Source organism: Streptomyces sp. MA5143a (assembly GCF_900290235.1).
In the GTDB taxonomy this organism is placed as follows: domain Bacteria; phylum Actinomycetota; class Actinomycetes; order Streptomycetales; family Streptomycetaceae; genus Streptomyces.
Map to the genome: position 1 here is coordinate 1 of NZ_OLMK01000138.1, position 23,206 is coordinate 23,206.

General features: G+C 71.2%; 22 protein-coding genes. 20 read left to right on the forward strand and 2 right to left on the reverse strand.

What is annotated here, in order from left to right; translation table 11 throughout:
- Positions 1 to 360 precede the first annotated feature (360 nt).
- The gene (locus tag SMA5143A_RS43395) at positions 361 to 528 is read right to left on the reverse strand and encodes a hypothetical protein (protein WP_181362278.1); all 168 of its coding nucleotides are present in this window, start codon (positions 526 to 528) and stop codon (positions 361 to 363) included.
- A 259-nt stretch (positions 529 to 787) separates the two neighbouring features.
- Here SMA5143A_RS43395 and SMA5143A_RS41300 point away from each other — a divergent pair, with 259 nt between their 5' ends.
- Positions 788 to 1,348, forward strand: a complete 561-nt coding sequence (locus SMA5143A_RS41300) for a hypothetical protein (RefSeq protein ID WP_107467922.1) — start codon at positions 788 to 790, stop codon at positions 1,346 to 1,348.
- 20 nt (positions 1,349 to 1,368) lie between these two features.
- Positions 1,369 to 3,903 carry a DEAD/DEAH box helicase gene (locus tag SMA5143A_RS41305; RefSeq protein ID WP_107467923.1) on the forward strand — a complete coding sequence of 845 codons (2,535 nt, stop codon included), beginning with the start codon at positions 1,369 to 1,371 and terminating at the stop codon, positions 3,901 to 3,903.
- 209 nt (positions 3,904 to 4,112) lie between these two features.
- Here the strand turns inward: SMA5143A_RS41305 and SMA5143A_RS41310 are convergent, their stop codons facing one another.
- Positions 4,113 to 5,069, reverse strand: a complete 957-nt coding sequence (locus SMA5143A_RS41310; protein ID WP_107467924.1) for a ScbA/BarX family gamma-butyrolactone biosynthesis protein — start codon at positions 5,067 to 5,069, stop codon at positions 4,113 to 4,115.
- Positions 5,070 to 5,332: 263 nt separating this feature from the next.
- Between SMA5143A_RS41310 and SMA5143A_RS41315 the strand changes: the two genes are divergently transcribed.
- The 18 genes from SMA5143A_RS41315 to SMA5143A_RS41400 all read left to right on the forward strand — a co-directional run bounded on the left by SMA5143A_RS41315 (position 5,333) and on the right by SMA5143A_RS41400 (position 22,343).
- Positions 5,333 to 6,058: a ScbR family autoregulator-binding transcription factor gene (locus SMA5143A_RS41315; protein WP_107467925.1), complete on the forward strand. Its 726-nt coding sequence runs from the start codon at positions 5,333 to 5,335 to the stop codon at positions 6,056 to 6,058.
- Positions 6,059 to 6,111: 53 nt separating this feature from the next.
- Complete coding sequence (locus SMA5143A_RS41320; protein ID WP_107467926.1) at positions 6,112 to 6,810, forward strand: haloacid dehalogenase-like hydrolase; 699 nt, start codon at positions 6,112 to 6,114, stop codon at positions 6,808 to 6,810.
- 109 nt (positions 6,811 to 6,919) lie between these two features.
- Positions 6,920 to 7,690: an SDR family NAD(P)-dependent oxidoreductase gene (locus SMA5143A_RS41325; RefSeq protein WP_107467927.1), complete on the forward strand. Its 771-nt coding sequence runs from the start codon at positions 6,920 to 6,922 to the stop codon at positions 7,688 to 7,690.
- Positions 7,691 to 7,935: 245 nt separating this feature from the next.
- Complete coding sequence (locus tag SMA5143A_RS41330) at positions 7,936 to 8,517, forward strand: TetR/AcrR family transcriptional regulator (RefSeq protein ID WP_181362279.1); 582 nt, start codon at positions 7,936 to 7,938, stop codon at positions 8,515 to 8,517.
- Between the two features lie 152 nt (positions 8,518 to 8,669).
- Positions 8,670 to 9,716, forward strand: a complete 1,047-nt coding sequence (locus tag SMA5143A_RS41335; RefSeq protein ID WP_107467929.1) for an NAD(P)/FAD-dependent oxidoreductase — start codon at positions 8,670 to 8,672, stop codon at positions 9,714 to 9,716.
- Between the two features lie 74 nt (positions 9,717 to 9,790).
- Complete coding sequence (locus tag SMA5143A_RS41340) at positions 9,791 to 10,087, forward strand: 2Fe-2S iron-sulfur cluster-binding protein (protein WP_107467930.1); 297 nt, start codon at positions 9,791 to 9,793, stop codon at positions 10,085 to 10,087.
- 53 nt (positions 10,088 to 10,140) lie between these two features.
- Positions 10,141 to 10,398 carry a hypothetical protein gene (locus SMA5143A_RS41345; RefSeq protein ID WP_107467931.1) on the forward strand — a complete coding sequence of 86 codons (258 nt, stop codon included), beginning with the start codon at positions 10,141 to 10,143 and terminating at the stop codon, positions 10,396 to 10,398.
- An 8-nt stretch (positions 10,399 to 10,406) separates the two neighbouring features.
- The gene (locus SMA5143A_RS41350; RefSeq protein WP_219923654.1) at positions 10,407 to 11,633 is read left to right on the forward strand and encodes a fatty acid desaturase; all 1,227 of its coding nucleotides are present in this window, start codon (positions 10,407 to 10,409) and stop codon (positions 11,631 to 11,633) included.
- 48 nt (positions 11,634 to 11,681) lie between these two features.
- A complete protein-coding gene (locus SMA5143A_RS41355) occupies positions 11,682 to 12,143 on the forward strand; it encodes a cobalamin-dependent protein (protein WP_107467932.1) in 462 nt (153 codons plus the stop codon).
- A complete protein-coding gene (locus SMA5143A_RS41360; protein WP_107467933.1) occupies positions 12,140 to 13,624 on the forward strand; it encodes a methylaspartate mutase in 1,485 nt (494 codons plus the stop codon). The genes SMA5143A_RS41355 and SMA5143A_RS41360 overlap by 4 nt, the downstream gene beginning before the upstream one ends.
- Complete coding sequence (locus tag SMA5143A_RS41365; protein ID WP_107467934.1) at positions 13,624 to 14,586, forward strand: quinone oxidoreductase family protein; 963 nt, start codon at positions 13,624 to 13,626, stop codon at positions 14,584 to 14,586. The genes SMA5143A_RS41360 and SMA5143A_RS41365 overlap by 1 nt, the downstream gene beginning before the upstream one ends.
- Positions 14,587 to 14,665: 79 nt before the next feature.
- Positions 14,666 to 15,622 (forward strand): EamA family transporter, encoded by a 957-nt coding sequence (locus tag SMA5143A_RS41370; protein ID WP_107467935.1) that lies wholly within the window; start codon positions 14,666 to 14,668, stop codon positions 15,620 to 15,622.
- Entirely contained in the window at positions 15,619 to 17,151 is a 1,533-nt protein-coding gene (locus SMA5143A_RS41375; RefSeq protein ID WP_107467936.1) for a pyridoxal phosphate-dependent decarboxylase family protein, read from the forward strand. Before SMA5143A_RS41370 ends, SMA5143A_RS41375 begins: the two co-directional genes overlap by 4 nt.
- 34 nt (positions 17,152 to 17,185) lie before the next feature.
- Entirely contained in the window at positions 17,186 to 18,091 is a 906-nt protein-coding gene (locus tag SMA5143A_RS41380) for a LysR family transcriptional regulator (protein ID WP_107467937.1), read from the forward strand.
- Positions 18,092 to 18,284: 193 nt separating this feature from the next.
- Positions 18,285 to 18,620: a hypothetical protein gene (locus SMA5143A_RS41385; protein WP_146194051.1), complete on the forward strand. Its 336-nt coding sequence runs from the start codon at positions 18,285 to 18,287 to the stop codon at positions 18,618 to 18,620.
- An 80-nt stretch (positions 18,621 to 18,700) separates the two neighbouring features.
- Positions 18,701 to 19,987, forward strand: a complete 1,287-nt coding sequence (locus SMA5143A_RS41390; RefSeq protein WP_107467939.1) for a dTDP-4-dehydrorhamnose 3,5-epimerase family protein — start codon at positions 18,701 to 18,703, stop codon at positions 19,985 to 19,987.
- A gap of 140 nt (positions 19,988 to 20,127) precedes the next feature.
- A complete protein-coding gene (locus SMA5143A_RS41395; protein ID WP_107467940.1) occupies positions 20,128 to 21,507 on the forward strand; it encodes an MFS transporter in 1,380 nt (459 codons plus the stop codon).
- Between the two features lie 446 nt (positions 21,508 to 21,953).
- Positions 21,954 to 22,343: a hypothetical protein gene (locus SMA5143A_RS41400; RefSeq protein WP_375136604.1), complete on the forward strand. Its 390-nt coding sequence runs from the start codon at positions 21,954 to 21,956 to the stop codon at positions 22,341 to 22,343.
- Positions 22,344 to 23,206: the final 863 nt, after the last annotated feature.

Sequence of the window (23,206 nt, forward strand, 5' to 3'; positions counted from 1 at the left end):
CCCGCGGAGCGGGTTACTCCGGGCTGCGCCCGGAGTAAGCGAACCACCGCGCTGCGCGCGGTGGTTGCGCTCCCGCTCCGCGGGAGCGCTGGCGGGTTGCTGCGCAACCCGCGCAATCTCGGTGCTGCGCACCGAGATTGACGGTCCGTTCGCTGCGCTCCCGGACCGGCGGGACTCTGTCCCGCTGCCAGGCCTTCGCTTCGCTCCGGCCTGGCCGGCGGGTCCGCTGCGCTCCCCCGCCTGGCGGTCCTTCCGGCTGCGCCTCCAGGACCGTGGGCCCGCTGGCGCGGGCCTGGCTGGCTACGGGGTTGGGGCTGGGCGAGGATGGTGACAGTTCGTCACCATCCTTTTCTCGTGGGGTCAGCCTCTGCGTGCCCAGCTGGCGCCGATGCCGGCCATGTGCAGGGCCAGGGCTGTCAGTCCGAGCAGCATCACGTTCACTGAAGAGAACACGTCGTTGGTGCCGAGTTCTGCCGCGTTGATCAGAAAGGACAAGAAGAACAGCACCGCCGCGACTATGCCGAGCATGAGACGAGCTCCTCTCGTAGGGGGTGAGGCCCGTATGCCCGGTCATCGTGTCGGTAGACCCCATGGCAGCGCGTCCGGGTCGCTGGGGGTCGGAGGCGCAGCGTGGGTCCGCGGTGCAGAGGGGGTCAGAGTCTGGGCCTCGTCGGCGGGACGGCGCGGGGGTGTATCCCTGGATGAACTTGGTGACGGTTGGTGCATCAAAATGAGCTGCTGCTAGGCTCTGGAATTACTGCACCCTATCGATAGGTAGTCTTCGGTCGTGGATGACACTGCGTATGTGCGTCAGTGGGGCGAAGAAATGGCTCGGCTGGCGGAGGCATTCTCGGCCGGATTCGAGGCCGTGCGGGGTTACCCGCCCGGCGGGCACGAGGTGCGTCTGGTCTCTGCCGAGGAGGGTGAGGCCGCGGTCGCGCTGCTCGGTCACGCCGGGGCGGCCGAGGCACTCCTGGAGTACTACGCCCAGCTCGGCCCTGTCGTTCTGCCTGATCTCGGCAACGGCGTCTGGATCAATGATGCATCTTCTGTCGTCTCTCAGAGGGAGGCGGGCAACTACCCCAACCGGCTCACTGGAGCGGTTGATGACGCGGTGACAGTCTTCGGTACGGACGGCGGCGGAGGCCTGTACGCAGTCAGTCACACCACCGGCGGCGTGTACCACCTCGCACTCGGCGTCCTCACCGGTGACAGCTATCACCTCGATCCTGGCGGCTACCGCCGCGTTGCCATGGCCCTCAGGGTCTTTCTCGAACAGTTGCGCACCGACCTGACCGAAGCCGTCTTGGCGCAGCGCGCTGCGCACTCGAGGTACGGGCAACAATAATCCGGGAGAAAGGGAGTCCGGTGGAAAGGAAAACCCTCCGTCCCCACCAAAGAGAAGCCGTTGACGCGATTATCCGGGCACTGGAACTTCCTGCAAGATCCATTGTGCCTGAGCGCGGGCTCCGGACTCAGGTGATCATGGCTACGGGATCGGGCAAGAGCCTCGTCGCTGTCCGCAGCGCGGAGGAGCTATGCGCGGGCCGTGTGCTCGTCCTCGTGCCCTCGCTGGATCTGCTCACCCAGACCGAGACCGGCTGGCGCGAAGGGGGCCGCACAGGCCCGATGATCGGGGTCTCGTCCCTGCGCGGGGACCAGGTGGCCTTCCCCAACACCACGGACACGGAGGAGCTCCTGGCGTGGGTCCGCCCGTTCGACACGGTGACCGTGTTCGCCACCTACGCCTCGCTGGGGCTGGGCACGCTGGAGCGCGCCCATACAGCCGGTCTGCCGGGCTGGGACCTGATCGTGGTCGACGAGGCGCACCGTACGTCCGGCCGGATCGGCAAGCCCTGGGCCGTCGTCCACGACAACACCCGCATCCCCTCCCTGCGCCGCCTGTACATGACGGCCACGCCCCGGCTGTGGCAGCTCGACGAGGACTCCGAACAGGGCGCGCCGGGCGAGCTGGTGGCCTCGATGGAGGACGATCCGGACGGCCCGTTCGGCGGCAGGTGTTTCACCCTGACGTTGTCGGAGGCGATCGACAGGGGAATCTGTGCGCCGTATCAGGTCGTGTGCGTGGACATCACCGACACGCAACTCCAGGCTGCCATGCTGCTCGGTGCCGAGGGCCGGTCGGACCAGGTGCGCGGGGCCCGGCTCGCCGCGCTGCAGACGGCGCTGGTGAAGGCGGCCGCGGAGGAGGGGTTTCGCCGCACGCTCTCCTTTCACCATGTGGTCAAGGAAGCCGAGGCGTTCGCTGCCGGCCTTCCCGACATCGCCAAGCGGCTGCACGACGCGGACCCGGAACTGTACCCGGCCACCATCTGGGCCAACTGGCTCTGCGGCGACCACAAACCCGACCACCGGCGGCGGGTCCTCGGGGAGTTCGCCGACGGGATCGCCACGGACGGCACGGTCGTGGAGAAGGGCTTTTTGAGCTCGGTGAGGGTGCTCGGGGAAGGGGTCGACACGCGGGAATGTGACTCCGTGTACTTCGCGGACGTGCGGGGCTCGATGCCGGACCTGGTCCAGGCAGTGGGCCGCGCGCTGCGGATGCAGCCCGGCGAGGGCAAGGTCGCCTCCCTCGTGGTGCCGGTGCTGCTGGGGCCCGGGGAGACGCCCGACAACATGCTCACCTCCCGGGCGTATAGCGGGCTCGCGAAGCTGCTGGAGGCCCTACGAGCGCACGACGCCAGGGTCGTCGAGCAACTCGCCGAACAGCAAGCTCGAAGCCGAGTCCGGGGCGTACAGACCCGCTCGGGCACCGAGGAAGGCGAGGGAGCCGAGAGCGACCGAAGCGACCGGCTGTCAGTACCGGCCAGGGAGCTGTTGAAGTTCTCCACACCGCGTGACCCCGCGCAGCTCGCCGCCTTCATCAACCTGCGGGTTCTCAACCCTGAGCATGCCCACTGGCGACGCGGCGTGGAGGCCGCCGTCATCTACGCCCGCGAGCACGGCGACCTGCGCGTGCCGTTCACGTACCGCGTCCCCGGCGGCGACGACCAGGAGGTCAAAGCCGCAGGGTGGCCAGCCTCGCTCGCCGCGTTCCCGCTGGGGCAGTGGATCGCCGACACCAGGCGCTTCTACGCCCGCGGGGACATGGACGAGAACCGCGTCGCGCAGTTGGAGAGGCTCGGCATGGTCTGGTCGCACTACGACGTCGCCTGGGAAGAAGGCCTCGCCGCTGCCCGTGGGTGGGCCGCCGAAAACGGGCACCTCCTGGCCCCACTGGACGCCACCTACCAGGGGTACCGGGTGGGCATCTGGCTCAAGAACGCCCGGGCCGCCGCCCGGAAGGCTGCCGAGATCGAGCAGCGGCGTGCCGAGGGCCTGAAAGTGCCGTCGTCGGCCGGCGCCATGTCGGAGGAGCGCCGCGAGCAGCTGGAGGACATCGACCCGTCCTGGTGCCCCACCTGGCCCGTGGAATGGCAGCGCGCCTTCCACCTCACCCGGCAGCACCTGAACGAAGGCGGCGCACTACCGACCGAGCCGGGCATCGTCGTACGCCAGGGCGAAGACCTCGGACGGTGGGTACGCGCCCAGCGCCTGGGCTGGGACAAACTCACCGGCGTCCAGCAATGGATGCTGCAGCACGTCCTCGGCGTCACCCTCGCCACCGAGGACGAAAAACCCAAGCCACGGACCAGCCGGGCCGACAAATGGGCTGCCAACCTCGCCGCCGCCGAGCAGTACTACCAACGCGAAGGGCACCTTCGAGTCCCGAGGCAGCATGTCGAGCGGATCGTGATCTGCGGAGACGGTGACAGCGGCGAGGACCGGGAGGAGCGGGAGCTCCGGCTTGGGGCATGGGTCGGGAACCAGCGGCGCAGGGCCGCGACGCTGTCACCGGAACGCATCGAACAGCTCACCGCCATCGGCATGCGCTGGACCTAGCGCCCGCCCACCAGAACGCCCCCGCCCGCGAACTCCGTCGGGAAAGCGCCCGCCCGGGGCGGCGGAGGCGAGGGCATCGGCAGATGGACCCGCACGAAGAAGACCACTGCACCGCACAGCGACGTGGCCATGGCGGCCGGGTGGCTGCCCGCCGCTTCCTGGCGCCCGCGCCGTCGCCGTCGCTGTGCCGAAGTGGCCCCGTCCGGTGGTCAGGCCCCGGAAACCGCCGTGGGTGTCACGGTCGCCGTGAACGCGCAGGCCTCGTTCTGCACCGCCATGACGCGCACAGGTGCCGCACCAGGACCGTCGCCATCGCGGCCGGATTCCTCGCCGGGTGGCCCGACGTGGATCCAGCAGGGCGCGTCGAGTTCCACGTACTGGGCGAATTCGGCCTCCATGGCCGTGGCGATCACCGGCTGCGGGTGGGTCTGGGCATGGGTGGCCTGTCGGGCCGCTTCGAGCAGGAGCATGCCCGGGACGTGGTCGACGGGGTGGTCGAAGAGCGCCGGGTGGGTGAGGTCGACGCGCAGTTGATGGAGGGTGGGAGAGTTGGTCGGGGACAGCACGACGTCGGTGAACCCGGTCCGGGTGACGGAGGCCGGCGCGGTCGGCGGGGCGAGGGGGATGGTGCGCCGGTAGGCCTCGTCGATGTCGGCGTAGGGGCCGCGCAGCCGTGGGTAGACGGCCGGAGACAGGTCGGCGAAGCGGGTGAACGCGGTGCCCAGCGGGCGGTTGTCGAGGGACAGGTCGACGTGCATGTCGACGGAGACCAGCCGGCCTGCGCGACGGGTCACCTTCGGGCAGGTGACCCGCATCTCCACCTCGGCCGGGGCGTCCGATGTTGCCAGCGCGGCCGGGTCGATCTCGTACCGGAAGCGGCTCCACACCTGCCGGTGGCCGAAGGGAACGTCGTAGGCGACGTGGCTCAGCAGCGGCACGCACTGGCGGACCGACTCCGCTACGAGCATCGGGTCGTGGAAGCCTCCCGCCGGCGCATAGAAGGGATGAGCGAGCGGCCACCGGGCGGTGATGCGGTGGCGGTCCGGTCCGGCGGGGCTCCAGCCGGTCAGCAGGACCTCGGACTGTGCCGATTTGTGGACGTACTCGCAAGGAACCGTGTGGGTGAGCGAGGTCTGTGTCGCCGGGTTCGAGGCGGTGATCGACATGCGGAAATCCCCCAAGGAAGTGTGTGCTGTGCACGGCTGTATGCACGTACAGGCGTTCGCTCCTGGAAAGAAAATAAAGAGTGCTCGTTTTGTTTTAGGTTTCCTTGCGGCAAAGAGACAGTCAGTGGTGAGTAAAATGCCGAGAGGAAAGTGTGAAGTGTCCGTTCATCGCGGGCAAGTGGGAGCTGGCGTTCCGCTGCGACTGGCCCGGTGGTGATCGGGCAGGTAACGTAGGGAACGTTCTGTTTCTTTGGGGGTTTCCGATGGCTCAGCAGCCGAAGCAAGAGCGTGCCGTCCAGACCCGTGAGTCGCTGCTCCGCGCGGCTGCGGACGTCTTCGACGAGGTGGGTTTCGCCGGCGCAAGCATCAGCCGCATTCTCAAGAGAGCCGGACTGACCGCCGGGGCCCTCTACTTCCACTTCGACTCCAAGGAGGACCTGGCGCGCGCGGTCATGAACGCGCAGCCCCGGTCGATCATCCCTTGGCTGGAGTCCGAGGGACTGCAACGGCTCGTCGACATCACCATGGTCTGGGCGTATCAGCTGCAGGTGGACCCGCTGCTGCGGGCGGGCGTGCGCCTCACCGGCGAGCAGGGCTCGTTCGGCTTGAAGGACACCACTCCTTATCGGGAGTGGAGCCAGATCATGACCGAGTGCCTCGAAGCGGCCCGTGAGAGGGGCGAGTTGCAGGCCGGCGTCGAACCGGCCGAGCTGGCGGAGTTCGTGGTCGAGGCGTGCACCGGCATGCAGACGTACTCGGCCGTCGCCAGCGAGGCGCGGGCGGACCTCTCCGACCGCGCGGTACGGATGTGGCGGTTGCTGCTGCCCGGGGTCGCCGTCCCGGCCGTCGTCGCCCGCACCGAGGTGAACCCGGACCGGATCCGGGACCTGCTCCGGGCCGCGAGCAGCGCGGCCGCCGCCGCGAACGGGCAGGTCCGGGAGCGCGTCGAGAAGTCCGTGGGCGCAGAGAGAACCGGCGCGGCCGGCTGAGGCCGCGCTTTCAGCACCGCGGCCGAGCCCGCGGTCTCACCGAGGGGGATCACATGAGTCAGGGTCTGGCGCATCTGCGCCTGGGCGCGGTGAACATCGACGGTGTCATGCTCAACGACACCTTCAGTCCGGTCATCCACCACTTCCTGGTGAGCCGCGGCTGCGTATACACCGCCGAGCTGGAGCGCACGATCTTCTCCCAGCCTCGCGCGGTCGCGGGGCGGCTGCTCGCCGAGGCGCAGGGCGGCTCGATGAGCGGCGAGGAAGCGCTGGAGGCGTACTTCGAGGAACGAGCCCGGTACCTGAAGACCCGTCCGGTTCGGGTGAACGAGGGCGCTGTCGCCCTCGTGGGGCTGCTGCGCGGCCTGGGTTTGCGCACCGTCTGCTACGGCGGTCTGGGCAGGGACCACTTCGACGCCTTCCTCGGGGAGCACGCGGCACTGTTCGACGGGCCCGGCTACATCTGCACCGACTCCTTCCGGCCGGGCCTGCACGAGATCGCCACCGAGTACTTCGGTGTCGAGCACGACGAGGTTCTGATCGTCGACGACGTTGCCCGGGTCGCCGAAGAGGCGCGGCTGCTCGGTATGGCGTTCATCGGCCACCCGAGCCGCTTCGAGCACAGCTTCCAGCGGCAGTTGATGCGCGAGGCAGGGGTGCGTCACCTGGTGGACTCGCTGCACGCGATCGACGAGGACCTGCTGCGGACGCTCGACAGCGAGGCGGCGGCCGGTACGGCCTGGGCCGCCTGACGGCAGTCCGGCGCGTTCCACGAGGCACACCGCGAGGTCTGCGCCCGCGCGCGGCGCGGACCTCGCGCGCACGCAACCGACTTCACGACGGCAAGGGGGCACAGTGGGCATGAGCGGTACAGGGCAGCTGCTGGACGGCAAGGTGGCCATGATCACCGGGGCGTCCAGCGGCATCGGGGCGGCGGCCGCCCGGCTGTTCGCCGAGGAGGGGGCCGCGGTGGTGGTCGTGGCCCGGCGCGAGGACAGGCTGGACGACCTCGTCGCGCAGATCCGCGCAGGCGGGGGGCGGGCCGTCGCGGCGGCCGGTGACGTGAGGGACCCAGCCGCCGCCGAACGGGCTGTGGCGGTCGCCGTCGACACCTTCGGCACCCTGAACGCGGCGTTCAACAACGCCGGTTACGCCACCGCGGGGACGCCGCTGCACGAGATCGACGACGCGACGTACGAGCGCACCGTCGACGTCAATCTGCGCGGCGTGTGGAACTGCCTGCGGCACCAGATACCGGCGATGCTGGCGGGTTCGGGGGGCTCGGTGGTGAACACCTCCAGCGTGGCCGGGATGAAGGCCACCGGCGCCTCGGCCGCCTACGTCGCCGCCAAGCACGCGGTGATCGGACTGACCAGGGCGGCCGCGCTGGACTACGGGCAGCGGGGCATCCGCTGCAACGCACTGGTCGTGGGCAGCACCCGCACCGAGATGATGGAGGGCGTGCTGCAGGCGGCCCCGGAGCTCGAGGAGGTCTTCATGGCCGACTCGGTGCAGCGGCGGATCTCCGCGCCGGCCGAGGTGGCGCAGGCCGCGGCCTGGCTGTGCAGCGACCTCTCCTCGTTCGTCACCGGCACGGCGATGGCCGTCGACGGCGGTTCGACCGCGGTGTAGCCGCGCCGGCGCCGTGCGCCTGCCGCCCGGGCTCGCGCCCAGCCGGGCGCAGGGCGGGCACCGGCGCCCTCGGATCCCGAAGAGCCCCTGCCGCGGGGGATGGCTGCCTCCCCTTTCCCATGAAAGAATAGCGAACGATCGCTTTTCTTTCGACGGAAGGCGGGGAGGCCTCCGGCAGGGCCACACGGTGCGGCCGGGGCTGGGCCCGAGGGAGGAACGAGGAGATGGTTGTTCAGGAGAGGGCGGTGCGCACACGCAGGGGGCTCGTCCGGGCCGCCGCCCTGGAGATCGACCGCGTCGGCTACGAAGGAGCCCGACTGTCCCGGATCTGCGCGTCCGCATCCGTCTCGATGGGGGCACTGACCTTTCACTTCCCCTCCAAGGCCGCCCTGGCCGACGCGATCGGGGAGGAGGGCCGGGCGATCGCCCGGGCGCTCGTGAGCCGGGTCATGGAGTCACGCGAGCCCACGCTGCGCACGGTGGCCGAACTCACCGTCGGGCTCACCGGGCTGCTGGAGGAGAGCGTCGTCGCGCGCTCGGCCGCCCGGCTCGCCAGGGAGCGGCCGGAGGAGCCGGACCGGTGGACGCAGGTCTGGCTGCCGGGCGTGCAGGACCTGCTGCAACGCGCGCGGGAGGACGGCCGGCCGCGGCTCACGGACCGCCCCGAGGCGGTGACCGCCCTCGTCAGGTACCTGCTGACGGGCGCCGAGGTGCAGATACGCGGCGCCGGGGCGCCGGCGGCCGGCGCGGGCGCAGGGAAGGTGGCCGACCAGGTGGAGGAGATCTGGCGGCTGGTCCTCGACGGCACGGAGGCCCGGGGCGGCTGACCCGGCCCTCGATCGTTCTGTTTTTGACAGGAAACGAACCGACCTAGAAAACATAGCGAGCGTTCTGTATGGTTTCCTGGTGGGGCGGGCAACCACCCGCCCCGCACCGCGTGTCGACAGATACGCGGCAATCAAGCCAGGGGGAGCGTGAGATGCCAGCAGTCGTGAGCGCCGTCGGCCGGCCCGCCGAGGCGGCGGTGGACGTCGCAGTCGTGGGAGCGGGACCCGCCGGGCTGTACGCCGCGTACTACGCCGGTTTCCGCGGCCTGTCGGCGATGGTCGTCGACGCGCTCGACGAGCCCGGCGGCCAGGTGTCCGCTCTCTACCCGGAGAAGCTGCTGTACGACGTGGCCGGCCACCCCGCCGTCAAGGGGCGCCAGTTGATCGACAACCTGCTGGAGCAGGCCGCCCCGTTCGATACCCGGTACCTGCTCGGCCGGACGGTGGTCGGCCTTACCCGCCGAGGCGGCGGCTGGATGCTGAGCACCGACGACGGCGGCGAAGTGGACGCCGGAGCCGTGGTGATCGCCGCCGGGCTCGGCAGGTTCGTGCCCCGCAAGCTGCCCTGCTCGGTACCGTACGAGGGCAGGGGCGTCGCCTACCACGTCCCGCGACCGGAGGCGCACGCAGGACGGGACGTGGTCGTGGTCGGCGGGGGCGACAGCGCCGTGGACTGGGCGCTGGCCCTGGCCCCGCTGGCCCGCAGCACGACCCTCGTCCACCGGCGGGGCACCTTCCGCGCCCACGAGTACAGCGTGCGGCAGCTGTACGCCTCCGCCGTCCGGGTCGTCACCGACGCCGAGGTGGTCGCCTGCCACGGTGCCCAGCGGCTTGAACAGGTCGGGATCCGGCGGGGCGACGAGGTGTTCACCCTGCCGGCGCAGGCGCTCGTCGCCGCCCTCGGCTTCACCTCCGGCCTCGGCCCCGTCGCCGAGTGGGGAATCGACCTGGAGCACCGCAGGATCCGGGTCGACCGGTCCATGAGCACCAACCTGCCCGGCGTCCACGCGGTCGGCGACGTGTGCGCCTACCCGGGCCGCGTCCCGCTGATCACCGTCGGCTTCGGCGAGGCCGGCACCGCCGTGAACCACGCGGCCGTGACCCTGCGCCCCGGCGAACGGCTCGCGCCCGAGCACTCCTCCGACGCGTTCCCCGGTGCACGCGACCGCGCGGCCGTCCCGTCCGTGTCGGCCGCGTAGCACCGGCGCCTCGGTCACCGCATCGCATCCCGCGCGCCGGGATGCCCGACCCGCCTCAAGGGGGCTGCACAGCAATGCCGCTCAACAAGCTCACCCTCATGCCCGACAGGGTGGAGATCCTGCTGCCCGACGGCTCCTGCCTCACGGACATCGAGTACGAGAGGCCGGAACAGCTGATCCCGTTCGGCTGCCGCTCAGGGGCGTGCGGCGCCTGCGTCATCGAAGTCCTCGACGGCTCCGCGTCGCTCGGGGAGGCCGATCCCGACGAGAGGGACTTCCTCGAGGACCTCGGCCGGGCCGACGGCAACCACCGGCTCGCCTGCCAGTGCCGCCTCCTGGGCGCCGCGACCGTCCGCGTCGCGCAGCAGTGAGCGCGGGCCGGCACGACACCGCCTCGCCCCACCACCTGTCGCGGAGGAACCCCATGCACCAGCACACCACGATCCCCGGCGTCGTGGACGGCACGGTCACGTCCTGCGTGGACGCCGACGGCAACGTCTCCTTCCGGATCGCGATCCGCGAGAGCGGCCTGCGGCACGAGGAGGCCGACCACATCGAAGTCGTCCTCACCCGGCAGGACGCCCGTGCCCTCATGTCGGCCCCCGAGCGGTCCGCGCCCGTCGCCTGCTCCGTCGGCGTCCGGCTGAACAGCGCGCCCCTACCCGCCCTCTCCTCCCTCTAGGAGCCCCGATGGCACTGCTCGACCAGCAAGGCATCCTTGCCCCGGCCACCTCCGCCCCACCCGCCGCGGCCCGTGGCCCGCGCGAGTCCATGACCGTGCTCCCGGGATTCCTCCAGTTCCCGCTGACGCTCCTCACCGGCAAGGCGCTGCCCGGCCAGCGGTCCCCGGGCTGGACGCCCACCTTCCACCTGGTGACGGCCACGACGTCGATGGCCGCAGGTGTCCTCCTCAGCACGCTGGCCTACGTCCTCGGGGGGCCGTTCCTGCTGCTGCTCGCGGCCGGCTGGGCGGTGACCCTGCACGGGATGCGCAACCTGCGGATGATGATCTACCACCAGTGCTCGCACCGGAACATGTACCGCCGCCGCGAGCCGGACCGGGCCATAGGCCACGCCGTGTCCAGCCTCCTGATCATCCAGAACTTCCAGCGCTACAGCCGCGAGCACGTCAGCGACCACCACGCGCTCGACCACATGACGCTGAAGGACCCCACGGTCCAGGCCTTCCTGGTCAGCCTGGGCCTGCACCCGGGCATGACCCGCCGCCGGATGTGGCGCCGGCTCCTCGGCAAGCTGCTCTCCCCGCGCTTCCACCTCGCCTTCGCCGTCTCCCGTGTGCGCTCCTTCTGGAGCCAGTCGGCGCCCACCGAGAAAGTGGCGGCCGCCACCCTCTACGGCACGCTCACCCTGGTCACGGCGGCGACCGGCACCTGGCCGGCCCTGCTCGTCGTGTGGTTCGTGCCGCTCGTCCTGCTGTTCCAGGTCAGCAACACCCTGCGGCTGTGCGTCAAGCACACCTTCCCCGAACCCGGCCTTCAGGACCGACGCAGCCGGGCGTACTTCGCCTCGCTGACCAACGCCATCTTCCTCGGCGACCCGGTCCCCGCCCCGCAGTTGCCCGTCTTGCGCCGCGCCCTGGCGTGGACGCGCTGGACCCTGCGGCTGCTGTTCGTGCACGCCCCGTCCCGCTACCTCGTGCTGACCGGCGACACCGTGGTCCACGACTTCCACCACCGCCACCCGCGCGCCGCCAACTGGTCGAACTACGTCTTCGCCCGCCAGGAGGACGCCGAACGCCTCGCGCCGGGGCAACCGCCCTACCACGAGGTCTGGGGCCTGGTGCCCGCGATCAGCCACGTCTTCGACTCACTGGCCGCCGCCGACCCGGGCGAGTTCGACGCCGGCCGGCTGAAGTCCGTGAGCAAGCGGGAGCTCTTCGCCGCCTTCGACGACTGACCGCACAACCGCCGGCTCCCCACCAACGACCCCGAACCAGGAAGCTCGATGCGAACTCTGCCGAACCAGCACTCCGCACCTCCCACGGTCGTCCTCGGCGTGGCGGCCAGCGACAGCCACGCGGTCGCCAACCACCTCATCGCCCACTCCCTGCGCGGCCTCGGCTACCACGTCATCAACCTCGGCACCTGCACGACCGTCGAGGAGTTCGCCGAGGCCTGCGAGCAGTACCCGCACGCCGAGGCCGTGGTCATCGGCAGTCTCAACGGCCATGTCCACGAGGACCTGCGCGGTCTCGACCAGGCCAAGCGGTCGGGCCGGATCACCTGCCCCGTCGTCGTCGGCGGCAACCTCTCCGTGGGCAGCCACAAGGACGCCTCGGCCCACGACCGCCTGTACGCCGCCGGAGTGGACCACATCCTGGCCGACGCCGCCGAACTGCCCCGGCTGCTCGACCGGTTGCGGCTCGAGGGCCGCGGTGCCAGGCTCACCGACCTGGCGGCGTCATGAGCGTCACGTCCGTCCCGTCCGCCGGCGCCCGCTCCGCCACCGTCCCACTGGCCTGCTCCACCTCACTGCCCACGCCGTCCCAGTCCGCCGCGTACATCGCCTCGCTCGGCAAGCCCACCGCCGCCGAGATCCTCCAGGACTGCAAGGACCGGGGCCGGGTGGCCCTGCAGCCGCGCTGCGGCGTAGGCGGCCACGAGGAGATGAAGCGGCTTCTGGCGACCTTGGAGGAGGAGGCCCGCCCCGACCTCCTGACCCTGACCATCGACTCCCACACCCGCCTCAAGCGGTTCGGCGAGGCCCGCCGCACCCTGCACCTGCGGCCGGCCGACCTCAACGGCTACCCGCTGGTCGCCCACGGCTGGCAGCGCGGCCGTGAACTGAACGAACTCATCGACGCGCCGCTGGAGATCCGGCACGGATCCCCCGACGCCCGCCTCCTCTTCGACGTCTCCGTCGCCTCCGGCATCACCTCCTTCGAGGGCGGCGGCATCTCGTACAACCTGCCCTACTCCAAGGCCGTACCGCTGGCCGAGTCCCTGACGGCATGGCAGGACGTGGACCGTGCCTGCGGCGAACTGGCCGAGCACGGGGTGATCGTCGACCGGGAGCTGTTCGGCACCCTGACCGCGGTGCTCGTGCCGCCGTCGATCAGCCTCGCCATCAGCGTGCTGGAGGCGGTGCTCGCCACCCGGGCCGGTGTCCGCTGCGTGTCCGTGGCCTATCCGCAGGGCGGGCACCTGGTCCAAGACGTCGCGGCCCTGCGCAGCATTCCGGTCCTCGCCGAGCGCTACCTCCCCGCCGGCGTCAAGGTCCACGCGGTGCTGCACGAGTTCATGGGCGTCTTCCCCCGCGAGCGCGGCAACGCCGAGGACCTCATCCTCTACGGGGCGCTGGCGGCCCGGCTCGGCGGGGCCTCCAAGCTGATCACCAAGACGTACCAGGAGGCGTACGGCATCCCCGACACTGCGGCCAACGTGGCCGGTCTGCGGCTGGCCGACCGGGCCAACTCGCCGCTGCTGGACTTCGTCACCGTCGACGACGGCCGGGTCACCGAGGAGCAGAGGTGGATCCTCGACGAGGTCGCCGATCTCGTCGAGCCGCTGCTGCAGCGCCCCGACCTGATCGAGGCGGTCGTGGAGGCGTTCGCCGAGGGGCGCCTGGACATACCGTTCAGCGCCAGCCGTTCGGCCCGCTCCGACATCATCCCGCGGCGCGACGCCACCGGCGCCATCCGCTACCGGACCGTCGGCGCCCTGCCGTTCGCCCCGGCCCGGCTACGCCGCAACGAGGAACTGCTGCACGCCGTGGACGGCCCCGGCGAACCGGGCATCGACACCCTGATGGCGGGCCTCACCGGCGACATCGACTACTTCCGCCGGCTCTTTCGCGAGTCCGAGCCGCACACCGGGGCCCACGCACCCGGGCGGTCCCGCACCGCGGCGGCCGCCACCCCCACCGCTCCCGGCGAATCGAGGAACTGATGCGTGCCCTGCAAGTGACCCGCCCTGGCCGACCCGACGTCCTCGCCGTCACCGACCTGCCCCGCCCCGAGGCCGCGCCCGGCCAGGCCGTCGTCCGCAACGAGGCCGTCGGCCTCAACTTCATCGACGTCTACTTCCGCGACGGCACCTATCCCACGGCCTACCCGTTCGTCCCCGGCCAGGAGGCCGCCGCAGTGGTCACCGCCGTGGGCGACGGCGTCACGGACTTCGCCCTGGGCGACCGGGTCGCGTACGCCACCCAGCTCGGCGCCTACGCCGAGTACACCGCCGTCCCCCAGGCCAAGCTGGTGCCCGTTCCCGACGGCGTCACGCTGCCCGACGCCGCAGCGGTCCTGCTCCAGGGGCTCGCCGCGCTGTACCTCAGCGGTACCACGCACCCCGTGGCGGCCGGCGAAACCGTGGTGGTACTGGCCGCCGCCGGTGGGCTGGGGCAGCTCCTGGTACGGCTGGCCGCACACCGCGGCGCGCAGGTCGTCGCCGTCGCTTCCACCAAGGAGAAGCGACAGGCCGCCCTGGCCGCGGGCGCCCACCACGCCCTGCCCTACGGCGACTTCGCGGCCGGGGTGCGCGAACTCACCGGCGGCCAGGGCGCGCACGCGGTCTACGACTCGGTGGGCGCGGCCACGTTCGAGGAGAGCGTCAGGGCACTGCGTCGCCGGGGCACCCTCGCCGTGTGCGGGCTGTCCAGCGGCCCGGTCCCGCCGGTCGACGTCGAACTGCTGCGCACGGCGGGCTCCCTGTACCTGACCCGGCCCACCCTCGCCGACCACGTCCCGGACGCGGCCTCGCTCAGGGCGGCGGCCGCCGAGCTCTTCACGCACGTCGCCGACGGCGTGATCCGTCCCGGTGTCGGCGAGCGGCTGCCGCTGGCCGAGGCGGCACGGGCCCACACCCTGCTGGAAAACCGGGCCACCACCGGCAAGGTCCTCCTCACGCCGTGAGGCACCGGCCGGCCCCCGCCACCAGCCGTACCCCGAGCCGTACCCGCAGCCGCTCCGCAAGCGGAGGAAGGACGACATCATGAGCGTCGACGTAGCCGCCGAGGTGACCGCGGCCCCGGCCGGCGGCACCGCACCCCGGGGCATCGGTGCCGTCCCGGCACCGGTGCTGATGCTGGTCGGGATGGTGAGCACCCAACTCGGGGCCGCCTTCGCCAAGCAGCTGTTCCACGCCGTGGGACCCTCCGCGATGACCGTGCTGCGGCTCGGCTTCGCCGCGGCGGTGCTGCTTGTGTTCTGGCGGCCGTCGCTGCGCCTGGACCGGCGCACAGCGGGTGCGGTCACCGTCCTCGGCGTCGCCATCGCCGGCATGAATCTGTGCTTCTACCTGGCCATGGCCCGGATGCCCGTCGGGGTCGCGCTGACCGTCGGGATGGCGGGGCCGCTCACCGTCGCGGCCCTGTCCTCACGTCGGGCCCGCGACCGGCTGTGGGCGGTGCTCGCCGGGTGCGGCATCGCCCTGCTCGGGTGGCAGGGCGGTGCCGCCGGGATCAGCGGGCTGCTGATTGCCCTGGCCTGCGCGGTGTTCTGGGGCGCGTATGTGCCGCTGTCGGCCAGGGTGGGCGCGCTGCTGCCCGGCGGGGGCGGACTGGCGCTCGCGATGGCCTTCGGCACGCTGTGCGCACTGCCGGCCGGGCTGTCCGAGGGCGGCTCCGCGCTGGCCGACCCAGCGGTGCTCGCCTTCGGCTTCGGCGTCGCGATGCTGTCGTCCCTGGTGCCGTACACCTGCGAGATGGAGACGCTGCGCCGGGTTTCCGCGCTCGTCTTCGGGGTGCTGCTCAGTCTGGAGCCGGCGATCGGCGCCCTGGTCGCGCTGCTCGTCCTGCACGAGACCATCTCGCCGCTGCAGACGCTGGGCCTCGCGGCCGTCGTCGTCGCGTCGATCGGCGTCATCCGCGGCACGCGCGGCGCCCCCGTCGAGCGGGACGCCACTTCACGAGACATACCGGACTCACGAGAGCAAGGACTCCGTCGATGATCGACACGGGCAGGAACGCGGCGCTGGCCGGCCGGCAGGAAGCCTTCGAGCAGCTGAGGACGCTGGTGGACTTTGCGCTCGGCGCGCTCCACGACGCCTCGCTGAAGCGGGGCGGGCCGGTCGCGGCCGGCGGCCCCGAGGCGGCGGCCGCCGCGATGGACCGGTTCCTCGAGAAGGGAGCGTTCCTCGCCGAGAGCCCGAGCCCCCGGCGGGTGACCGAGCTGTTCGAGGCGTACGCCGCCGGGGCGGCCGACCTCGCGCACCCGGCCGCCGTGTCCCGCATGCAATGCGCGCCCACGGCCGCCTCCGCTGCCGCCGAGCTGCTCGCCGCCGCCCTCAACCAGTCCCTGCACTCCTGGGAGAGCGGTCCCTTCGCCCTGCAGCTGGAGCGGCGGCTGATCGCGGAGATGGCGTCGTGGGCCGGCTTCGGCGCCGGGGCGTCGGGCACCCTCACCCCGGGCGGCAGCATCTCCAACCTGATGGGCCTGCTGGTCGCCAGGGAGCACGCCCTGCGCGAGAGCGGCGAGGTGTCCCGCTCGGGCCTGACCGGTCTGCGGGTCGGGCCGAGGATCCTGTGCTCGGCGGCCGCCCATTTCTCCGTGGCCCGCGCGGCCGGCTTCCTCGGGCTCGGCCAGGACGCCGTGGTCTGCGTGCCGGTGGACGACCTCGGCCGGATGCGGGTGGACGCAGCGCGCCGCATCCTCGACCGGTTCGGCCCCGGGGAGCTCCCACTGGCGCTGGTCGCGACGGCGGGCACCACGGACCGCGGTTCCTTCGACCCGCTGCCCGAGCTGGCCGACCTGGCCGCCGAGCGGGACGTGTGGCTGCACGTCGACGCGGCCTACGGCATCGGGGCACTGTTCTCCCCCACGCTCGCCCCGCTCCTGACCGGGCTGGACCGCGCCGACTCCGTCGCCTTCGACCTGCACAAGTTCGGCTGGACGCCGGCCTCGTCGAGCGTGCTCCTGGTCCGCGACGAGCAGCACCTGCGGTGCCTGGGCCAGCAGGCCGTGTACCTCAACCCGGCGGACGACGAGGCGGCGGGGTTCACCGCGCTGCTGGGCACCTCGATGCAGACCACGCGTCGCTCGGACGCCTTCAAGATGGCCGCGTCCCTGCTGACGCTGGGCCGCGATGGCATGGGCGCCTGGGTGGACCGGTGCCACGGCCTGGCCCGGTACGCTGCCGCCCGCATCACGGCCGGCACGGACCTGGACCTGCTGGCCGAGCCGCTGCTCAGCACGGTGATCTTCCGCTGCCGGCCGCCCGCGCGGGGCGTGGCCGACGAGAGCGCCTGGAACGCCGCGGTCCGGCGCACGCTCATGGCGCGGGGACGCGCGCTCGTGGCCCGCACCAAGGCGGCCGGCCCGGACGGTGAACCCCGGGTCCACCTCAAGCTCGTCTTCCTCAACCCGGCGACGACCGAGGCGGACATCGACGAACTGCTGGCGGACATCGCCGCGGTCGCCCGCGAACTGGCCGAGGCCGGCCCCGGCGAGGGCGGCGACGCAAGCAGTTACGGCCACTGACCGGCAAGCGGCGCGACAACCCCCGGAGGACCACGTGGACATCCGCCAGCTCACGACCTTTCAGAAGGCTGCCACCCTGCTCAGCTTCAGCCGGGCGGCAGCGGAGCTCAACTACGCACAGTCCAGCGTCACCGGCCAGATCAGGGGCCTGGAGAACGCACTGGGCACCGAGTTGTTCGAGCGGCTCTCGGGCCGCAGCGTCCGGCTCACCCAGGCCGGGCAACGGTTCCTGCCGTACGCCGAGCAGTTGCTCTCCCTGGCCGACGAGGCCCGCGGTGCGGCCCGGGGCGGCCATGAGCCGGCCGGCCGGGTCCTCGTGGGAACCATGGAGAGCATCGCGACCTACCACATGCCGCCGATGCTGGAGTTCTTCCATCACCGCCACCCGGGACTGCACGTGGTGCTGCGGCCGGGTTCCGGCGAGGACACCGTCCAGGCACTCGGGCGGGGCGCCCTCGACCTCGCTCTGGTGATGGACGTGGAGGCCCGCCACGCCGGCATGGAGGCCGTCGTGCTGCGCACCGAGCCCCTGGTCGCCGTGGTCTGCCCGGACCACCTGCTGGCCGCACGACGGCTGGTGACCGCGGACCAGCTGCGGGAAACGCCCCTCCTGGTGCCCGAGGCGGGGCCGCGCTGCCGCAGGCTGCTGGAACGGGAGCTGTGGGGCGGGCGGGAGCCCGTACCGCTGCTGGAATCGGGGACCGTGGAGTCCGCGAAGCGCTGGGCGGCAGCCGGGCTCGGGATCGCCCTGCTGCCCGCCGTGGCGGTGGCGGACGACATCGACACCGGTGTCCTCGTCCCGCTCGCCTGGCGGCCGTCCTTCGAGGTCAGCACCCAGCTCCTGTGGCGCCGCGGAGCACGACTGACCAGGGAAATGCGGGTCTTCACGGAAAAGGTCAGTGAATTCCTGACCCAAGAAACCGATCGAGCAGCCGCCTGAATTATCGGCCGGCCGCTCCCCGCCCGGAACCGCGACCCATCACAATGTCCGAACCCCCCGATTCCCGAAGCCGATGGAAAGTTCATTGACCGAACTCCTCGGGGTTGGTGAAATTGATACATCAGCACGGGGGGCCGGAAAGAAAAAGAAAACGGAACCCGTGGAATCGATCGCCGAAAAGAAGGAGCCCGCCATGAACGCCACCACCACCTCCGCCCAGCAGATGCTCGCCGCTCTCTACGCGAACGGCACCGAGTTCGACGCCGACTTCAGCAAGGTCGACGACGCGACGCTGGCGAAGCTCCGCGAGGCCTCCGCCTCCGGTGACGAGGCGCTGCAGAACCTGCTGACCACGCTGGCCTTCAACAAGTTCGAGGGCGCCGACCAGGCCTCCCGGCTCTCCGCCTCGCTGGCCGGCATCAAGCAGGCGGCCGTCGCGGAGATCTTCGAGGAGCTGCCGACCACGTCCATCGACGAGCTGCGCGCCGCCGCCGAGGCCGCTGGCTACGAGGTCGAGATCCTCGGCTGAGCGAAGGACCGGCAGGGGGCGGGCACACAGTCGCCCGCCCCCGCCCCCCAGGCCGCACATTCAGGAAAGGAAGGACTGTTGTGAACGAGTCGTTCGCCATCGAGGGACTGGGCTGGCGCGAGAACTGGCGGATCGAGAACGGGAACGATTCCTACGTCGTCCCCTTTCCCACCCTGCGGCCCGCAACCCTGGTTTTCCACGGCGAAAAAGAATTCAGCTACGGACATTACGGAATTCACCTCGGACAGGCCGACTGGCTGACCTTCATGGGCCCCAGCACCCGCACCATCACCGGCCATTTCATCGACTGCCGCGAGGGTTCCCCCACCGCGGGCGCCCGGGAGACGCACACCTGGTCCCCGACCTCGGCCCGGGCGCTGTACATCCCGCCCGGCGTGGCACACACCTTCGACGGCCTGGAGTTCGTGAACTCGATCAACTCCTACGAGCTGTTCCTGCCGGACCCGAAGGAGTGGGTGCACGGCTCCCTCGACTGGCAGCCCGACGCCGACATCATCAACCTGCCGCTCGACGTGAGCGACGAGGACCTCCCGCTGTACAAGCCCAACACCCACTCCGCCGACGAACTCTGGTACGACATGGTGGCGGCGCAGCAGCGGGCGATGATCCCGAAGGTCGCCTACGAGTACCCGGTCACCCGCGACGTCCGCCTCACCGACGGCACCGTCCGCCGGGTCGAGCTGCGCCGGCCCCTGCCGAAGGACGGCAGGAAGAACTGGGAGCCCTTCGACGGCGTGTTCGGTGTCGGCTGGGTGCGGCACCCGGTGATCCGCAGCGGCGCCGAGTCCGGCTTCTCCGCCCTCCTCGACCGCCACCCGCTGTACTTCATCGACCACGGCGAGGACCTCTACACGCACGACGCGTACGGCATCCACCTCGGCCAGGAGGACCGGCTGACCTTCGTCGGCCCTCGTGACCAGGAGGTCACCCTCCACCTGATCGACACCCGCGTCGACTCGCCCACCTACGGAGCCGACGTCTCGTTCACCTTCTTCCCCGACCCCGAGCGCTACCTGCTCCTCCCGCCCGGTGTGGGCCACGCCTTCGAGCACCTGGAGAACGTCTACACGATCAACCGGCCCCGCACCCTGCTCCCCGAGGACGGCGGCGAGTACCTGCCGGGCAACGACGTCCTCGACTGGCCCGTCGGCCGGCGCCCGATGCCCTCCCTGCGGGCCAACGCGGTGCCCGCCGGCCGGGAGTACTACGAGGAGCGGGTCGCCGACCAGAAGAAGCTCCGCGCGATGCCGCCCACCCACTCCACCCCCTCGGTGATGATGATCAACGGCGAGAACGGTCAGCAGATACGGATCGCGCTCAGGAAGAAGGTCCCGGCAGCCTTCTGACCGTCCGCAGGGCGGCAACACCCCCCGGCCCCCCGCCCCTTCCGCCTTCCCCGGCCGTGCGTGCGTGCGTGCGGCCACCGTGACCCGGTGGCCGCACGCACGCACGGCATCGCCCCCCCCGCAGAGTTGGGAATCCCCCGATGAAGTCCCTGACCAAGCCCTTGGTGCCACTGCGGCACCGTGACTACCGCCTGCTGTTCGTCTCCTACCTCATCAGCATGGTGGGCGACGGCGTCTGGCTGGTCGCCCTGCCGTGGGTGGCCATCGAACTGGGCGCCGACAACTCGGGGCTGGCCCTGGTCGTCGGCGCCGAGTCGGTGGGCCTGATCAGCTGCGTCCTGATCGGCGGAGCCCTCGCCGACCGCTACCCCCGCAAACAGGTCATCGGCTGGTCGTACACGGCGGGCTGCACGGTGCTGGCGGCGCTCGCCGTCATCCACCTGAGCGGGTATCTGGAAGTCTGGCACCTGGTCGGGGGCGCCTTCGTCCTGGGCGCCGCCGCCGCCGTCAGCGGGCCGGCGGCCGACGCCTTCACCCCGGACCTGGTTCCCGAGGACGACCTGCACGCCGCGAACGCGCTGGAATCCATCGTGCGGTCACTCGCCGTCCGGATGATCGGCCCCGGAGTCGGGGGCCTGCTCATCGCGCTGGTCGGCTCACTCGCCGTCATCACCCTCAACGCCCTCAGCTTCGCCGTCGCCGCCCTGTGCGTCGCCGCGATCTCCTTCCGCCCCGCCGGCCGGGCCGACGGCAACGGGCAGAGCACGGAAAACAGCGAGCAGGACAACACCGGGCAGCCGGTCCGCTACCGCGAAGCCCTGCGCTACCTCTTCGGAGAACGATGGCTGTGGGTGCTCATCGTATGGTCCGGCGTGGTCCTGCTGCTCCAGTCCGGCCCCCGGCAGGTCCTGCTGCCCTTCCTGATCCACAACGACCTCGGCGGCGACGCCCGCGACTACGGACTGCTCGTCGCCGTCACCGGCGTGGCCGCCGTGGTCAGTTCCTTCGTCCTGGCCGCCCGCAAACCGCCCGCCGACTACGCCCGCCGCATGCTCCTCGCCTGGACGATCGGCGCAGCCCCGCTCGCCCTGATGGTCTTCTCCCCCTCCCTGTGGCTCCTGCTCCCGCTGGGCGCGGTCTACGGCTTCTTCTCCACCGCCGGCAACGTCTACTGGTCGACACTGGTGCAGACCTCCGTCCCCAACGCGGTCCGCGGCCGCGTCATCAGCATCGACTGGCTCGGCTCACTGGCCCTGGTCCCCCTCTCCGCGGCTCTGGCAGGCATCGGCTCCAGCCAGCAATACACCCTCTGGGTCTTCGTCCTGGGCGGCACCCTGCCCGTCCTGCTCACCCTGATCACCCTGCGGTGGGTAGACCTGCGCGGACTCGGAACCAAACACACCCCCCACACCACCCCCCACACCCCGGCCGAACACACACAACCCGCGACACCAGACACCCCCCAACAGGCCCACGCCGCCCTCTCCACCGACCCGGCACCCGCCCACACAACCGGATAACAAACCACCACCACCACGAAAGGACAAACCCCCGCCAGCCGGCTTCCGGCCCCGGCGTGGGGCGGCCACCGGTGTCCGGGAGGGTGGCGGGTCGGTGGGTGCCCGGGCGGTGCAGAAGCCGCAGCCGGGTTCCTCGCCGCCTTCGGTGCGGGCCCCGGTGATGTCAGCGCAGTGCGCGCTGAGCACTTCGTTCACGATCGTCTCGTCCAAGCCCATCGCACGGCGGCGGCCGCGCTGGACGAGGCCGAGGTGTCGGCGGGTTTCGGCAAACAGGTCGCGGCGATGGAAACGGCCACTGCTGTTCATCACGAACACGGTGACGGCGACGGCGACGGCCGCCGACCGACATCGACCACGGCGGCGCCCCGGGCCCCGATCACGGCAACCGCGGCGCGGACGCGCTCGAGGAGATCGCCGACACCCGAAGGTTCCACGCCCGCGGGGACATGGAAGAAAACCGCGTCGCGCAGCTGGAGAAGCTCGGCATGGCGTGGTCGCACCTCGATGTCGCCTGGGAGAAAGAACTCGCCGCGCCGCGCGAATGGGCAGCCGAAGCAGGCCACCTCCTGGCCCCAGTGGACGCCACCTACCAGGGCTACCAGGCAGGGATCTCCTTGAAGAACGCGCGGGCCGCCACCCGCCGGGCCGCCACCCGCCGGGCCGCCACCCGCCGGGCCGCCGGGCCGCCGGGCCGCCGAGAACGAGCAGCGGCGTGCCAAGGGCCTGCCGGTTCAGCCGACGGCCGGGGCACTGCCGGACGAGCGGCACGAGCAGCTGGAGGACATCGACCCGTCCTGGTGCCCCGCCTGACCCGTCGGCTGCGGGGACCGGCGTGATCGAGTCGCGGATGTACTCGGGGTCCTCGTCCGCGTCGAAGATCATGATGCAAGCGGCGTGTGGTGCGAAGACGACGATCTCATCCGGATGTTCGGCCCGCGCCTCGGCGGTGGCTCGAACCCAGGTGAGGGCGTCGTGGTAGCTGAGGTGTGTGCCCTGCTCGCCTGCGGTGCGCTGGAGTTCACGGGCGCGCCGCTGCCCGGTGGTGCGTTTGGTCACGGACCGGTCCTCTCGGCACCGGGTCCTCTCCCCCACACCCCCACACGGCAACCCCGGCTCGATGGACCGTCAAGATGCTCGTCAAGCGGTCCGTTGACCCCGGAAGACCTTCCACCAGTGTTCCGGGCAGTGTGAGTGTCCGCGTGCGGTGCGGACATCGGCGAAGCCCAAGGCCTCAGCCCTGCGGGCAGGACACCGGCTCGGCCGTCGGCCCTACCCTTCGACGACGACAGCGAGGCGGTGGCATTGTCCGCATACGGGTCGTTCGGCTCATGCGCGTGCCGGAGAGCGTCGCGGACGAGGCGCAGTCAACGGATCACGCCGGTTCTCCATCCGACGCAGTTCCCCCCCAGCCCCTCTTGGGCTCGACACCAGAAGGACGACACCGGGATGCCGGCGGTCTCCGCCGTGACCCGCGCCACCGGCTTGTCGCCGGTGCCCGTCCAGGCACTCGTAGCTTGCGTCGGCCAGCGCTGCCCCGAGAAAGCCGAAACGACCAGGCATGGGCGGGCAACGTAGGAGAACCGACGCCGCGGACAGCAAGTGCCAGCCGTGTCAGCTGGCCGCTTCGAGAGGCGGACGTAAGACAAATCGAGCAGAGTTCGGAGCACGCGTTGCACACCCGACCCGTTCCCTCACACAC